20 protein-coding genes, 1 tRNA gene and 2 riboswitches are annotated in these 14,394 nt (G+C 41.9%); of the genes, 10 read left to right on the top strand and 11 right to left on the bottom strand.

What is annotated here, in order from left to right; all coding sequences use genetic code 11:
* The first annotated feature begins 183 nt into the window (after positions 1 to 183).
* Entirely contained in the window at positions 184 to 570 is a 387-nt protein-coding gene (locus LQ226_RS07335; protein ID WP_231417188.1) for a Spx/MgsR family RNA polymerase-binding regulatory protein, read from the top strand.
* 41 nt (positions 571 to 611) lie between these two features.
* On the opposite strand, the gene LQ226_RS07330 is transcribed toward LQ226_RS07335, so the two are convergent.
* The 8 genes from LQ226_RS07330 to comGA all read right to left on the bottom strand — a co-directional run bounded on the left by LQ226_RS07330 (position 612) and on the right by comGA (position 4,620).
* Positions 612 to 683: transfer RNA gene (locus LQ226_RS07330), tRNA-Gln, on the bottom strand.
* A 62-nt stretch (positions 684 to 745) separates the two neighbouring features.
* A complete protein-coding gene (locus tag LQ226_RS07325; protein WP_231417187.1) occupies positions 746 to 1,003 on the bottom strand; it encodes a hypothetical protein in 258 nt (85 codons plus the stop codon).
* The gene (locus LQ226_RS07320; RefSeq protein ID WP_370635455.1) at positions 975 to 1,430 is read right to left on the bottom strand and encodes a competence type IV pilus minor pilin ComGF; all 456 of its coding nucleotides are present in this window, start codon (positions 1,428 to 1,430) and stop codon (positions 975 to 977) included. The genes LQ226_RS07325 and LQ226_RS07320 overlap by 29 nt, the downstream gene beginning before the upstream one ends.
* 76 nt (positions 1,431 to 1,506) lie before the next feature.
* Positions 1,507 to 1,845: a hypothetical protein gene (locus LQ226_RS07315; RefSeq protein ID WP_231417185.1), complete on the bottom strand. Its 339-nt coding sequence runs from the start codon at positions 1,843 to 1,845 to the stop codon at positions 1,507 to 1,509.
* A complete protein-coding gene (gene comGD, locus LQ226_RS07310) occupies positions 1,829 to 2,269 on the bottom strand; it encodes a competence type IV pilus minor pilin ComGD (RefSeq protein WP_255687788.1) in 441 nt (146 codons plus the stop codon). Before comGD ends, LQ226_RS07315 begins: the two co-directional genes overlap by 17 nt.
* A complete protein-coding gene (comGC, locus tag LQ226_RS07305; protein WP_231417183.1) occupies positions 2,262 to 2,567 on the bottom strand; it encodes a competence type IV pilus major pilin ComGC in 306 nt (101 codons plus the stop codon). The genes comGD and comGC overlap by 8 nt, the downstream gene beginning before the upstream one ends.
* Positions 2,568 to 2,582: 15 nt before the next feature.
* Positions 2,583 to 3,650, bottom strand: coding sequence for a competence type IV pilus assembly protein ComGB (gene comGB, locus LQ226_RS07300; RefSeq protein ID WP_231417182.1), 1,068 nt, complete (start codon positions 3,648 to 3,650; stop codon positions 2,583 to 2,585).
* On the bottom strand, positions 3,628 to 4,620 hold the full coding sequence (comGA, locus tag LQ226_RS07295) for a competence type IV pilus ATPase ComGA (protein ID WP_231417181.1): 993 nt from the start codon (positions 4,618 to 4,620) through the stop codon (positions 3,628 to 3,630). The genes comGB and comGA overlap by 23 nt, the downstream gene beginning before the upstream one ends.
* Before the next feature lie 230 nt (positions 4,621 to 4,850).
* Between comGA and LQ226_RS07290 the strand changes: the two genes are divergently transcribed.
* The 5 genes from LQ226_RS07290 to LQ226_RS07270 all read left to right on the top strand — a co-directional run bounded on the left by LQ226_RS07290 (position 4,851) and on the right by LQ226_RS07270 (position 6,488).
* On the top strand, positions 4,851 to 5,063 hold the full coding sequence (locus LQ226_RS07290) for a hypothetical protein (protein ID WP_231417180.1): 213 nt from the start codon (positions 4,851 to 4,853) through the stop codon (positions 5,061 to 5,063).
* A 1-nt stretch (position 5,064) separates the two neighbouring features.
* The gene (locus LQ226_RS07285) at positions 5,065 to 5,409 is read left to right on the top strand and encodes a YolD-like family protein (RefSeq protein WP_231417179.1); all 345 of its coding nucleotides are present in this window, start codon (positions 5,065 to 5,067) and stop codon (positions 5,407 to 5,409) included.
* 130 nt (positions 5,410 to 5,539) lie between these two features.
* Complete coding sequence (locus tag LQ226_RS07280; RefSeq protein WP_231417178.1) at positions 5,540 to 5,746, top strand: hypothetical protein; 207 nt, start codon at positions 5,540 to 5,542, stop codon at positions 5,744 to 5,746.
* A 14-nt stretch (positions 5,747 to 5,760) separates the two neighbouring features.
* Positions 5,761 to 6,255, top strand: a complete 495-nt coding sequence (locus LQ226_RS07275; protein WP_231417177.1) for a shikimate kinase — start codon at positions 5,761 to 5,763, stop codon at positions 6,253 to 6,255.
* Positions 6,256 to 6,305: 50 nt separating this feature from the next.
* A complete protein-coding gene (locus LQ226_RS07270) occupies positions 6,306 to 6,488 on the top strand; it encodes a YqzE family protein (RefSeq protein ID WP_231417176.1) in 183 nt (60 codons plus the stop codon).
* Positions 6,489 to 6,569: 81 nt separating this feature from the next.
* Here LQ226_RS07270 and LQ226_RS07265 read toward each other — a convergent pair whose 3' ends face one another.
* On the bottom strand, positions 6,570 to 7,424 hold the full coding sequence (locus LQ226_RS07265) for a YqhG family protein (protein WP_231417175.1): 855 nt from the start codon (positions 7,422 to 7,424) through the stop codon (positions 6,570 to 6,572).
* The gene (locus LQ226_RS07260; protein ID WP_231417174.1) at positions 7,402 to 9,072 is read right to left on the bottom strand and encodes a DEAD/DEAH box helicase; all 1,671 of its coding nucleotides are present in this window, start codon (positions 9,070 to 9,072) and stop codon (positions 7,402 to 7,404) included. Before LQ226_RS07260 ends, LQ226_RS07265 begins: the two co-directional genes overlap by 23 nt.
* A gap of 149 nt (positions 9,073 to 9,221) precedes the next feature.
* Positions 9,222 to 9,314, top strand: a riboswitch (glycine riboswitch).
* A 3-nt stretch (positions 9,315 to 9,317) separates the two neighbouring features.
* A riboswitch (glycine riboswitch) is annotated at positions 9,318 to 9,396 on the top strand.
* Positions 9,397 to 9,489: 93 nt separating this feature from the next.
* On the opposite strand from LQ226_RS07260, the gene gcvT reads away from it, so the two are divergent.
* Genes gcvT through gcvPB form a run of 3 tightly spaced genes read left to right on the top strand, consistent with a single transcriptional unit; the run spans position 9,490 to position 13,406 of the window.
* A complete protein-coding gene (gcvT, locus tag LQ226_RS07255; protein WP_231417173.1) occupies positions 9,490 to 10,590 on the top strand; it encodes a glycine cleavage system aminomethyltransferase GcvT in 1,101 nt (366 codons plus the stop codon).
* A 25-nt stretch (positions 10,591 to 10,615) separates the two neighbouring features.
* On the top strand, positions 10,616 to 11,962 hold the full coding sequence (gcvPA, locus tag LQ226_RS07250; RefSeq protein WP_231417172.1) for an aminomethyl-transferring glycine dehydrogenase subunit GcvPA: 1,347 nt from the start codon (positions 10,616 to 10,618) through the stop codon (positions 11,960 to 11,962).
* Positions 11,955 to 13,406 carry an aminomethyl-transferring glycine dehydrogenase subunit GcvPB gene (gcvPB, locus tag LQ226_RS07245; protein ID WP_231417171.1) on the top strand — a complete coding sequence of 484 codons (1,452 nt, stop codon included), beginning with the start codon at positions 11,955 to 11,957 and terminating at the stop codon, positions 13,404 to 13,406. Before gcvPA ends, gcvPB begins: the two co-directional genes overlap by 8 nt.
* Before the next feature lie 90 nt (positions 13,407 to 13,496).
* Here the strand turns inward: gcvPB and LQ226_RS07240 are convergent, their stop codons facing one another.
* The gene (locus LQ226_RS07240; protein ID WP_231417170.1) at positions 13,497 to 13,877 is read right to left on the bottom strand and encodes a rhodanese-like domain-containing protein; all 381 of its coding nucleotides are present in this window, start codon (positions 13,875 to 13,877) and stop codon (positions 13,497 to 13,499) included.
* A gap of 290 nt (positions 13,878 to 14,167) precedes the next feature.
* On the opposite strand from LQ226_RS07240, the gene LQ226_RS07235 reads away from it, so the two are divergent.
* Positions 14,168 to 14,350 (top strand): hypothetical protein, encoded by a 183-nt coding sequence (locus tag LQ226_RS07235; protein ID WP_231417169.1) that lies wholly within the window; start codon positions 14,168 to 14,170, stop codon positions 14,348 to 14,350.
* Positions 14,351 to 14,394 lie beyond the last annotated feature (44 nt).

Here is a 14,394-nt window from a genome sequence, read left to right as displayed (position 1 = left end):
TAAGCTATCCACTTTCATTATAGAATAAAATGGCTTTACGGCGGGGTTAAACCATCATTTGTAAATAAATGTACAAATTTTTTAAAAAAATTTAAGTTAAATAAGTGTACAATCGTTATACAACGGTTATACAATAGGTATAACAAAACTAAACAGAAAAAGAAAAAAGGGAGAGGTTATCACATGAGTGATTTGAAATTTTATACGTACCCAAGCTGTACATCTTGTCGTCGAACAAAAGCCTGGTTAAAAGATCAGGAAGTCCCTTTTAGTGAGCGCCACATATTTAGAGAAACTCCTACTTATGAAGAACTTTTACAGATTTTAAGCCTTACAACAGAAGGCATTGATGAAATTCTTGCCACAAGAGGAAAGACGTATAAATCCTTAAATGTAGACGTGGACGATTTAAGTGTTTCTGAGTTCATTTCTTTAGTCATGAAAGAACCGAAACTGTTAAGACGTCCAATTTTAACAGATGGTAAGAAATTAGTAGTTGGCTATAACGAGGATGGATTGAAGAGTATTACAAAAGTAAAGCAAATAGCGCCTTTAACGAAGATTTCATAAGAAAAAGCCACTTCATTCTCATGAAATAGCTTAGACATAGACTGGGCTAGCTGGATTCGAACCAGCGCGTAACGGTACCAAAAACCGCTGCCTTACCGCTTGGCTATAGCCCAATGGCCTTACAACCATTATGATGCCACAATAGAAGAAGATTATACATGAAACCCCTATTATTTTAATAGGGGTCTTTTTGGCTTTTCAGATAGTGCTGGGTAATGATTTTGCTATATCCTTCATCAGTTCTTATTTCATACGTAATCGATCGATCATCCTCTGAGCTAAGGTTGTACAAGACTTGTACTTCACCGTCTGTATATTTGTACAACTCCTGTGTGAATACAAGATCGCTTTTCGGTTCATGTTTTTTTACATCGTTCTGAGCACGATGAAAGAGCGTCTCAATTTTAAGCTGTTCGATATAATTGTCTGTCATATGGATTCGGTTCACAAATGACAAAAGAGACGAACTGATTAGGAGGAGGGTGAAGAGGATGATGGTTAACAAGAGGGGGAAGGTAAACCCATGTTGGTTGTTGATAGAGTCGGAATTGTTTCTCGAGCTGCTCACCTCCTAGAAGCTCAACCTGTATGGTAATGAAAGAAAAGGATGATTGAGCTTTGAAATGTTTTACTTCAAAAAGAAGTCTTTCTTGCCCAGAGTCATTCACTTGTCTAATCATGTTCGACCCGCTTTGTTTAATGGTCACTACTTTCCCGCTGTAATGAACGAACTGAACTCCATTTTCAATCACGTGGATTTTCTCTGTGTTATAAACTTCTTCTTGGATAAACAAGAAGAACTGCTGCATCTTAGTATCCTCCACAAAACTTGTTTGGTGAGTGGTAGTAAGTACTTGCATAAGCGTTGGGAGCAAGAGTGTGATGGTTAGGGAAATGAGTAAAGCAAAGAGAGCTTCAATAATCGTGAATCCTTTACTATCTTTTAGGAGGGATATAAAAGCAAAGATGGTCCTCTCCTCCTTTTGACGGAGTTTGCCAGGCTATACATCCCATTAACTCAGTTGCTTGCTCTTCTAACGTAATAGTCCCTCTTACTCCGTTTACAGTGATCTCCTTCTCCCTGAGAGCAGACGAGTCTTTAAGCCGTGTTAATTCGTTATGGAGGGAGAGGGCCATGTTTCGCTTTGTTTCTAACTCATATTGTTTAGATAATACAATTTGCAGAACAGGAAATAGCGTTAAAGTGAGGAGGAGAAGTAAACTAAGGCTGTACAAAGCATCTAATAGTAGAAATCCTTTATTGTTCTGTAACATAGAAACGTGCCTTCCCAAAAGGAAATGTAATCAAGAAGGTGCTGTGGGGAGACTTGAAAGCAAACTTCCCTGGGTGAACCGTTTGTCCGTCAAACTTAAATTCAATAGGGTCTTCTAGCGTCCACATCTTAATCGACCAACGCGAGGGAACAGACCTTGATAGGAGAACTTTTGTATACCCCTCCGTAAAAATCCGATACTCCCCTTGTGATTCAAAAAAGACAAGCTCGTACCTTTTTTGCTTCGTCATCGTTTCTTGCTGCATAAAGAGAACATCCTCGTAAAACTGCTTCAAAAAGAGGTCTTCCTGGGCCCTGACGAACAATCGGTCTGTTAATAGAATTGTGCAGCTTAACAGCACACCGAAGATACTTAGCGTGATCATCATTTCAATCAACGTAAAACCCTCATCCTTTTTATTCATTACTTCCTGGCGTAACCGTTCCGTCTGTCTCTAGGGTAAGCGTTTCTCCTCCTGGGCAAGTCGATTGCTGCAGGTACCCATCTGTGACAAGAGTTTCAAGATCTGTTGGCATGGCTTTATTTTCAATTTTATAAGCTTGGACCTGCGTTTCAGCCAGCTTCACCATAGCTTCGCATCCTTTGGCTTCAACCATGGAATTATTTGAAGCGAGGTTTGGTATGGTCACAAGCAGCAGGGTGGAGATAATCATGAGGACAATGAGCATTTCGATTAATGTAAACCCTTTTTGGTTCTTCATTAGATCCATCCTTTCCTACATCGTTTTCATCCATTCAAAAATTGGCATCATGATCGAGGAGTAAATAAACAGAATACTAATACCGAGTAAGAGGAACATAACAGGTTGTATGAACGAGAGAAACTTGCTTGCTTTTTGTTCAATCTCCTCGATGATCCATTCTGAATAAACGATCAAATCATCTGAGAGCTTTCCTTCATTCTGGCTCTGGTGAATCAGAGTAGCCAGATCTTCTTTCAAAAATGAACATGTTCGAATGCTTGATGATAAAGAGCTTCCGTTCTCTAATTCTTGATAAAGAGTGTTCGTTTCTAAATGAAGAATCGGAAAATGGGGAGAGGTGGATAAAAGAGAAAGGCTCTTTCTTACAGACACCCCTGATTGAAGAAGGCAACCGAAGTGATAGGTGAACAAAAATGTGGTTTGTAACGTAATGATGTCCCTTATGAGAGGGAGACGTTCATATAGACGGGAGAGTTGTGTTGGTCTTAGCTTGTGTTTAGCCCACATCCAGATACCGGCCGCACCTGCAGTTATAGGAAAGAGCCAAATCAAGAGGCTTGTGAAGAGGTTCAACCCTTTGATCAGTTGTGTAATCTTGGCGGATTCATAATTCATTGAAGCATAAAGTTGCAAAAAAGTAGGAAGGAGAAATTGCTTCGTAAAAACCATAAGCCCAATGAAGAGAAAAAATAATACGAGTGGATAGCGAATCAGTGTAACGAACTTCTTTTGGTAAGTTTGTTGTTTAAGGAGAAGGTTACTCCCTTTAATCAAAGCATCTTCAATTTTGTTATCCATTTTCGCGACGTGCAAAAAGGAGACGACATATTTAGAAAACCCGAGTTCTTCTAACGCGTCTTCTAAAGATACGCCTTCTAGCAGGTGGTGTTTCAACCGTTTTATAGGTGGGTGCAAGCTTGAATCAAAAGATAAGATTTCGAGAGAGTGCTGCAGAGAATATCCTCTGCTCAGTAGGTGAGATAGTCGTTGTAACAATCGAATCTGGATCTTCATCTTAATAGAGGAAGGTCGGACTCCTGACACCCATCTACGTGTATTAGGTAGTAAATCCGAGAGCATAAGCTTTCCTCCTTAAATAAGAAAAGGAATGATAAGAAACGGATTCGTGAGGGGAATGTCCATTTAAGGCAGCTTGTAACCGGGGGCCGTCAAGCATTTCAACAATGGCAGCACGACTTTGTCTGAGAGGGTTTGAGGTTGCAATAGGAAGCAACTGTTGGGAGGCGATGGCAATTAACGTTTGCTCTAAGTCCGTTCTGGAGATCCCCATTTCTAATAGACGATAAATCGTGCCATATGCATCTCTGGCATGAAGGGTCGTTAGAACAAGATGACCTGTATGAGCGGCGTGGAAGGCAAACTGAGCGGTCTTTTCATCTCGAATCTCTCCGAGCATTAAAATATCCGGGTCATGACGGAGGGCGGCTTTTAATCCGGCGTAGTAATCCATCCCTGCTTTTTCGTTGACTTGAACTTGTAAGATATCGTGGAGCTTTTGCTCAATCGGGTCTTCTAGGGTAATGGTTTGGTAGGATTGTTCTTTTAGTAACGTTTGAAGTAATGCGTAGAGGGTGGTCGTCTTCCCGCTCCCGGTTGGCCCTGTGAAAAGGATAATTCCGGTTTGCTGGCCGATCCATTTTCTGAGATGAGTCGTTTGTGATGGAAATAAGAACAGAGACTCGAGCGGCAGGTCTTCTTTTTGAGGGAGAATGCGGATGGCAAGACTTTCTGTCTCATCAAGGGGGAGAGTAGAAAGGCGTAGATCATACGAATGGGTGCCATTTACATACTGGGATTTCCCGTCTTGGGGCGTAAGGGTTTCTCCGATGTCCATACCTGATGTGAACTTAAAGTAAGAAAGTAGTGGCGCGTACTGCTGGCGTGAGAGAGAGGAGGAAAAGGTGCGATAACCATCGATTCTGAAATAAATATGAACCGAATCACCTTCCGGGCAAAAGTGAATATCAGAGGAACGCTTACTGGTCGCGCTAGATAAAATCTCTTCAGACTGCTGGGTGACAAAATTCAATCCATGAAACACCTCCTATACTGGTTTGATTAAGGTTTCGACAAGAATAGGGGGAATCCTTCTTTTTTTTGAACTTTTTTGGGGAGGGGACATATTGGCTTCTTCTAAAGAACATTTTCATTCTAAAAACCAACAGTTAATGGAAATTGAAAAATTGCGTTTAACTTTAATGAAGTTTTGGTTATAATAAGAACAGATGTTCGTATAATGGAATGTAGGAGGGATGACAAATGGAAGGATTACTTATAAAGGCGAAAGAAACCCGGAGCATTCTTGAAATGATTTATTTATCGAAAGAAGGTCAACTTTCTCAAAGGAGAATCAGAATAATGAATGTAGATGAAGAATGGATCTTGGCTTATTGCTATAACAAGAAAAAGGTGAGGAAGTTTAATCGGAGTAGCATCCTTTCCATTGGTCCTCTCCGGAAGAAGGTGGGATAAAATGGCTGACGACCGATTGCGAGATAGAGGGACTATTAAGTGGACTTCTATGATGCTTCCGGAACATGTGAAAATGCTGAAGGAAGTGTGGAAAGAGGATGAACGAGTTGAAAGAGGAATGTTGGCAGAAGACCAGGCTGCTGAAATTGACTTTAAGTTGCACCGGGCTTGGAACGATCATCTCACAGTGGAGATTAAATACCATAATGGGTTTGATTACAACCAAAAGAAAGTGAAAATCAAAAGTGTGGATCGAATCAATAAGCGTTTGAACGTTGTAGATCAATCGACAAAACATACCTATACGATTCGTTTACGTGATGTGACGGAAGTATTTATCGTTTGATTAAAAAAAGATCATCAATGTGATGATCTTTTTTTAGGCAGAGAGGATTTTTGAACACTCGAAGCTGAATCTGTCGTTACCCTTGTTTCTTGTGATAAGATAAATGAAACAAGAATAAGGAGCGGATCATATGGACCGGGAAGTATTACATGAACGAGTATATGCGTTGAAGTATGCGCTAGAACAAGGTGGCGTTGACCTTGGGGAGGCTCAACAAGAGATCTTAAAGGACCTTATGCAAGTGAAAACAGAAAAAGACGGAATGGTGGATCCAAACTCTGTGTCCCCTCGTTTAATGACGTTAATTCAGGCTACGTTAGATCAGCCGATGCACTAAAAGGAGGAACAGAGTTGGTAAACATTTACCTAATTGGCTTTATGGGAAGTGGGAAATCAAGCGTTGGGATTGTTCTATCTGAGCACCTAAAAATGCCCTTCATTGATTTAGATCAGACCATAGTAGACCGGGCCGGCAAATCGATTCCGGAGATTTTCGCTGAAGGGGGAGAATCCTCTTTCCGAGAATATGAAGCTGAGGCATTAAGAAGTGTAGAAACGGAAGGTGCGGTAATCGCAACAGGTGGTGGGATTATCGAAACGATGGAGAACCGTTCTGTTATGAAACGATCAGGTACCACAGTTTATTTACATACAGATTTCGCCTCTATTATTGAGCGTCTCAAAGAGGATCCTAATCGGCCCCTTTGGAACCAGGATCATTCTAAAAGGCAGGCTTTATATGAGAAACGTCTGCCTATCTACAAAGAATGGGCTGACGTAACCATCACGACGAATGATCGCACGATTCATGAAATCGTGCATCAAGTAGAACCTCTTATAAAATAGGACTTTTTCGGTAATACTACTGACATACACCCGATGAGAGGTGAGTGACTATGTCAGGAAATGACTATGTAAAATTTATGACGCAAGAAATTGTGAAGTACATGGATTTACCCGAAGAAGAACGAAAAAAACGAAAAGAACAAAAGAAACAGCAAGAAGCAGCCTTAAGCTCAAAATGGTTTGGGGTGCTCCCTTTTGCTCTTAAGTTTATGTTTAACAAGAAACAGCATTAATGTTCCCCATTGCATAAGAAGTCGTATGTTCCTTTAGTAGAACATACGACTTTTTTATGTTGTTTGTTATAAAAGAGGAGGTTATGGGCGTCCTTTAATCATGGAAGCAGATGTGGAGTGGGTCATGTAAAGAATCCCTGCGTTGATAACATCTACTTTAACCGTTGGCTCGTATCGTTGTTGCAGCGCATCTTGTTCCCTTGCGAGTCGTTCTCTTGTTTCTGCTTTCTTTTGAGCAGATTCCTTCTCCTCTTCTCCCTCATCTTCGTAAAGATCATTCTTATAAAAATGGTCAAGCAATTGCTGTTCCTCTTGTAATAATCGCAAAGCTTCTTCCCCAAAGGATAGGTCTTGCTTCATAACGTTCCCGTGTATATAAGCTTCGATTCGCTTTAAAGCACTTGGAAGCTTGATAATTGGTGACAATGTGAAACAGTAATCTGGAATGGTAGGGGAAAGCGTAACAGAATCTAACCGGTCCATAAACTCAGGGATTATCGTTCCGTTAATTAATTGAAGGCCTAACGAGACAATTTCCTGACGTTTTTGCGTTCCTTTGAAATGAATGGAAGCGTTCAGGATCAGCCAGGGAGTAAGGCTTGTTTGTTGTATAGTTTCCACTTGTTCATATTGCCTGGTTAGTTGCCCTTTGTTTCGTAACATTTTAAACATCTGATGAATACGAGGAGATCCGAAATGTACCCACTCTCCTTTGTCTTCCCGGCGATTAGGATTGGTGATAAACGTTACTTGCATCGGAATTCCTTTCCCGTTCACTCGTTTAACGTAATTCCAATAGAAGGGGCGATTCATGAGTACTTCATCTTGTTCTTCTGTTAACTGAACTTTCATCACACCATCATGATCCTCTATGATGGAGCATTCATTAGCAGTGAAATACCGGTGTAAGAAGTTATGAAGCGCCTGTTGTTCCATCCATTTCCACCTCCTGGTCTTGTTCCATCGCGTAGGATATCACGGATGATAAGTTGTTAAGCTTAACTTTCATTTCTCCATCAGAAGCGGAGTTTGTAAAGATAGACTGAATTTCATCTTCTAAGTTATCAAGCTCTAGCTTCTGTAAGATCGCATCGAGGTTTCCGACGACTCTCTGGAATAGATGGATCTTCTCGTAAAGAAGAGACAGAACATGTTCTTCAATGGTGTCCCGGATCGCGAAGTTATAAATGTTCACATCCTCTTTCTGGCCAAACCTGTGAATCCGTCCAATTCGCTGTTCAAGACGCATTGGATTCCAAGGTAAATCGTAGTTAATCATGTTGTTACAAAACTGCAGGTTGATCCCTTCACCACCCGCCTCTGTCGCGATTAAGACTTGGGCATGATTTTGGAAGAGTTGCTTCATCCAATCCTTCTTACTTCGCTTGAAACCACCTCTAAATGGCACGGAAGTAATGCCATGTTGCTTCAAGTACCACTGCAGGTAGTATTGCGATGCTCTGTATTCGGTGAAGATAATGAATTTCTGATCCGTCTTTGAGATTAAATCGACCACTTTTTGTGCTTTTGCGTGATGAGGCATTTTCTCAATATAGCCAATCATCTCTTGAAGTTGTTCTGCTCGTGAAGGATGAATATCCTCATTCTTCAACATGCTTTGTATAGAAAGGAAGCACGCTTCCCGACTTGAGCACAATTCTCGTAACAAAACGATATTTGAGAAAGCCATCCCGCCGCTTGTGACTTCCGACAGCTTCTCATAGGCTTTCTTTTCTTCTTCGGTGAAATCAATGTAAATCGTTTCAACTTTCCGTTTCGTCCAGTCGACACCGGTCTCATCTCGGCGGTTGCGGACCATTACTTTTTTGACGAGCTCTTTCAAGTGCTCGTCATTCGAGAGTTGGTTTCGATTTCGTCCAAAGCGTTTTGTGAAATCTTCATAGTTTCCTAAATGACCTGGTTTTAAAATGGAAACCAGGTTAAAGATGTCGACGAGATGGTTCTGAACAGGTGTGGCGGTTAACAGGAGACAATATTTTTTCTTAAGAGATCTGACGAATTCATAGTTTTTTGTTTTATGATTTTTTAACTTGTGTGCCTCATCAATAATAATGAGATCATATTCTGTTTCTAGTATTTTCTCACGATGGGGCGCTCGTTTGGCTGTATCAATGGAAGATACTACAACATCATAGTCCCAAATAGCTGATTTTCGTTGAGCGGCTGCAGGGATATAAAATTTTGAATTCATCTCTTGTACCCACTGGTTCACAAGGGATGCGGGGGCTAGAATAAGGACTTTCTTCACAAGTCCCCGAATCATGTACTCTTTTAGAATTAACCCGGCTTCAATGGTTTTACCAAGGCCTACTTCGTCTGCGAGAATCGCTCGCCCATTCATTTCTTCCACGACTTGTTCTGCACAGCTTAGCTGATGGGGGAGAAATTCGACGTGAGGCAGGTAAGTTGGTGATTGAAGGCCTTTAAATTCAGGGGTAGCGACATGTTTCGATGTTTCGTAAGCCATCTGAAACAATTCCCATGAGGCAAAAGGGCCTTCTGATTGCAAATTGGTTGCTACCATTGGATCAATTGAAGTGTCAATCTGGATCGATGGATTCATGCATAACCCTTCCTTTAAAAAGCAATAAATTTTTGTGCACAGTGTAAAAACCGTGTGATATAATGACAGTGAATTTGTAAACTAGTGTTTACTATTCCGTAACGTTTATGAATTAGTATGAACCATTTATGAAAATATTATTATGGCGAATGATTACAAGAGGAGAGACCGCGGATTTCAGGCGGCGCCGAAGGAGCAAACAGCAATGTGAATCTCTCAGGCAAAAAGACTCTTGTAGGACGCACCTCTGGAGAGTGCCTATAGAAGGCCACCCAAGAAGAAAGCAGCAAGTAAACTGCGAAACTTTCTGGTGAATGGACAGGGAATGACACGAATTGTGCCTTCTCTGTTTTTTTATGTTTAATTTTCAGAAAAATAGCGCAAGTTCGAACGATTATGTACATAGGGGGTAATGAAATGGCTGATTTAAAACGTACGCCACTCCATCCGCATTATGGGGATTGGGGAGCGAAGACCGTTGATTTTGGTGGATGGGATTTACCGGTTCAATTTTCATCGATTAAAGAAGAGCATCACGCTACGAGAAAGCATGCGGGTTTATTTGATGTCTCTCATATGGGTGAAATAGTGGTAGAAGGTAGAGAATCGGAAGCCTATTTGCAAAAGATGCTTACAAATGACGTCACGAAACTCACGCCGAACCGAGCGCAATATACATTTTTGTGTTATGAAGACGGTGGAACAGTCGACGATTTGATTGTTTATAAATTGAAAGAACAATCCTATTTACTCGTTGTGAATGCAGCCAATACAGAGAAAGACTTTAATTGGCTTCAGGAGAACTTGACAGAAGAGGCAACCCTTCATAATGTGTCTGATCAGTATGTGCAGCTTGCGATTCAAGGCCCGAAGGCTGAAGGGATTTTGCAGCGATTAACAGATCAAGACCTCTCTGAAATCAAATTCTTCCGCTTCTTACAAGATGTTTCCTTTCATGGAGTAGAACACGATGCGATCGTGTCAAGAACAGGTTATACAGGGGAAGATGGATTTGAAATTTATATCCATCCAGATTCAGGTGGGGCCCTTTGGAGAGCGATTCTTGAAGAAGGGAAAGAGGATGGTTTACTACCGGTTGGTCTAGGCGCCAGAGATACGCTTCGCTTTGAAGCGAAGCTTCCTTTATACGGACAGGAATTAAGCGCGGATATTACGCCAATTGAAGCGGGACTTGGATTTGCTGTTAAAGTCGATAAAGACGGTGACTTTATCGGGAAAGCGACCCTGAAAAAACAAAAAGAAGAGGGTACAGACCGGAAACTAATTGGCTTAGAGATGATCGACAAAGGCATCCCTCGTCATGGGTATAAAGTGTTTGACGGGGGCGAGGAAGTTGGATTTGTTACAACCGGTACTCAATCTCCAACACTTGAGAAGAATATTGGCCTTGCGGTCGTTCCATTAAACTATACAGAGCCTGGCACTGAACTACTTGTTCAGGTGCGTAAACGATTCTTAAAGGCAAAGGTTATTCCAACGCCATTTTATAAAAGGTAAGCATAAGGGAGAGGGAGGTTTTACGATGACATTTCGGTATTTACCAATGACAGATCAAGATAAGCGTTCCATGTTAGAGGCCATTGGCGTTGAGTCAACAGATGCATTATTTAATGATATTCCTGAAAAAGTGCGATTTGAAGGAGACTTAAACATTAAGCCAGCTGCAAGTGAGCCTGCGTTAATAAAAGAGCTTTCCAAACTAGCAGGGGAAAATGTGAATACGAAAGAGTACACGTCGTTCTTAGGTGCAGGTGTCTATGATCATTACATTCCTTCTATTGTAGATCATGTACTTTCTCGCTCAGAGTTCTATACAGCTTATACCCCGTATCAGCCGGAAATCTCCCAGGGAGAACTGCAAGCCATTTTCGAATTTCAGACGATGATCTCTGAATTAACGGGAATGGAAGTATCTAACTCGTCCATGTATGATGGGGGTACGGCGCTTGCGGAAGCGGTCACCCTAAGTGCAGGGCAGACAAGAAAGAAGAAAGTGCTCGTATCTAAAGCGGTACACCCTCATTCTTTAGAGGTCATTCATTCCTACGCTACGGGACAAAACATTGAAGTGGTCGAGATTGAAACAAGAGACGGTCTGACAAACCTAGCGATGTTAAGGGATGAACTAGATGAAGAAACAGCTGGGGTAGTCATCCAGTATCCAAATTTCTTTGGTCAAATTGAGCCTCTTGAAGACGTTCAGGAGATTTTAAAGGATTCAAAGGCTATGTTCGTAGTCTCGAGTAATCCTCTTGCTCTTGGGTATCTGACACCTCCAGGGGAATTTGGTGCGGATATTGTTGTAGGGGATACGCAAGTGTTTGGAATCCCTGCCCAGTTCGGCGGGCCTCACTGTGGTTATTTCGCTACGACGAAGAAGTTAATGCGGAAAGTTCCAGGTCGCCTCGTGGGCCAAACGAAAGATGAAGAGGGGCGAAGAGGGTTTGTATTAACATTGCAAGCTCGTGAACAACATATCAGAAGAGATAAAGCAACATCGAATATTTGTTCCAATCAAGCTCTTAATGCATTAGGTACATCTGTTGCTCTTAGTGCCCTCGGTAAAAAAGGCACGAAGGAAATGGCCTACCAAAATATGCAGAAGGCTCGCTATGCAAAGAAAGCGTTCGAGGAGGCCGGATTCCAGGTCTTGTATTCCAATGCTTTCTTTAATGAATTTGTACTCCAAGTTCAAGGGTCCGTAACTACATTAAATGAAAAGCTGCAGGATAAGGGAATGATTGGTGGTCTTGATCTTGAAAGGATCTTCCCGGAATTAGGAGGCCACATGCTAGTGGCGGTGACTGAAATGCGCACAAAGGATGAGATTGATCGATTTGTGCAGGAATTGGGGGATGTATATGCGTAACGAAGATTTTCCGCTTATCTTTGAACACAGCCAAGAAGGACGTGTAGGGTATAGTTTACCGGAGTTAGATGTACCAGAGGTGGACCTTGGGGTTGATGTTCCGTACGTACGCGACGCTCAGCCTGATCTCCCGGAAGTAAGTGAGTTGCAGATTATGCGTCACTACACTGCTCTCTCCAAGCGAAACCACGGAGTAGACTCCGGATTTTATCCATTAGGGTCTTGTACGATGAAGTACAATCCTAAAATGAATGAAGACGTTGCGCGGATGCCAGGCTTTAGCCACATTCATCCTCTGCAGGCGCCAGAATCGGTCCAAGGTGCACTCGGCTTAATGTACGACCTTCAGACTTCTCTTGAGGCGATTACCGGTATGGATCAAGTGACACTTCAACCTGCCGCAGGAGCTCACGGGGAGTGGACGGGACTCATGATGATTCGTGCTTATCATGAGGCAAATGGGGACTACAACCGTACGAAGGTAATCGTTCCTGACTCAGCCCACGGAACCAACCCTGCGTCCGCAACGGTAGCTGGCTTTGAAGCAATCACGGTAAAATCCAACGAACGAGGCCTGGTGGATTTAGAGGATCTAAAACGCGTCGTTGATGAAAACACGGCGGCCCTTATGCTTACAAACCCGAATACGCTTGGTCTGTTTGAAGAAGAGATCATAGAGATGGCTGAGATCATTCACGAAGCCGGCGGCAAATTGTATTATGACGGAGCAAACTTAAATGCCATACTCGGATATGCTCGCCCTGGAGACATGGGATTTGACGTTGTTCACTTGAACTTACACAAAACATTTACTGGTCCTCACGGTGGAGGCGGCCCTGGTTCAGGTCCGGTAGGTGTAAAAAGCGATCTTGCGCCTTACTTACCGAAACCGATTGTTACAAAAGTACAGGAGCGTTATGTATTTGATGATAACCGTCCCGATTCAATTGGACGCGTGAAACCTTACTTCGGGAACTTTGGGATCAATGTGCGTGCTTACACCTACATCCGTACAATGGGAGCCAAAGGTCTGAAACAAGTAAGTGAATATGCGGTGTTAAATGCAAACTATATGATGAGAGAACTTGAGAAAGACTTTGACCTGCCGTTCTCTCAGCATTGTAAACATGAATTCGTACTATCAGGGAAACGTCAGAAAAAGCTCGGTGTAAGAACACTTGATATGGCCAAACGACTTCTTGACTTTGGCTACCACCCACCTACCATCTACTTCCCGCTAAATGTAGAAGAAGCAATGATGGTTGAGCCAACTGAGACAGAATCTAAGGAAACGCTCGATGAATTTATCGAAGCCATGAGACAAATTCATAAAGAAGCAGAAGACAATCCTGAAATTGTCCAAGAAGCACCACATACCACAATTGTAGGACGAATGGATGAAACAACGGCTGCTCGTAAACCTGTTCTGCGTTATATGAAGTAACGGGACAAAGAAAAGACTCCTCAAGTTTGAGGAGTCTTTTTTATATACGTCCAGTCCAAACGGTGCTAGCCGGGCGCTTTAGATTTTTACTTAACTAGATTTGACCTTACCGTCCCATTTCTTAAAGCCGCCTTCTAGCTGGTTAAGATCACTATAGCCCTTCTTATGAAGAAGAGAAGCGGCACGTGCGGCACGTGAGCCGTTCTGGCAGTATAAATAAACGGGTTTGTCAGGGCGAACTTCTTGTAAACGTTGCTTCAATTGAGTTACGGGTATATTGCGAGCCCCTAAAATGTGGCCTGATTTAAATTCGTTTGGTTCACGTACATCAATAAGTTGTGCCTTACGGTATCCTTGTCTGAATTCTTCAGCGGATAGTGTTTTCAAATAACGACGCTGGGCCATATATTTAATGACGCCATAGCCGATAATGACAACAAGTAAGCCTAATAGTATCCATAATCCGGTCATTAATCTTCCCCCTATAGTTCTATCTTCTTTCTCTATTATAGAGCGCTTTTAAATAAGATTCAAAGTTTTTTTCGACAAGGGGAATTCCCTTGAGCAAAATTTCTACACTGACAGTATAACGTGGATGTCAAGTCTTTGGCTAGGCAGCGCCAACCAGGAAGAGTGGAGTTTTAAGAGTTCTTTCAACATTCACGGTTTTATATCATACGCTTTTATTTTTTGTGAAAAATAGAGGGGATCGAGGAGGAAAGGTGGGTGGAGATTGTAGCAATTTTTGTAGAATCTTCAGAATGAAAAGAGGAATAAAAAGTTTTGGAAGTTTATTCCTTGGTATAGAGGGGAGTAAAGAAGGTGGGGAGAGCAATCTTCAAAAAAATACGTTGTATCCAGAAATTCATCTTTTATCTTGGTCATTCTTTTATTTGCTTCAGATTTTAGCGAATTTTGCGATTGACAAAGTTTTAATAGAATGATCAAAACACAATATATGGGTGTTTCAGTTCGTTGTCGAACACTA

The organism is Pontibacillus sp. HN14, from assembly GCF_021129245.1.
Taxonomy (GTDB): domain Bacteria; phylum Bacillota; class Bacilli; order Bacillales; family BH030062; genus Pontibacillus.
Note: the sequence above shows the minus strand (reverse complement) of the source record. Positions and strands in the feature narration are given on the sequence as shown.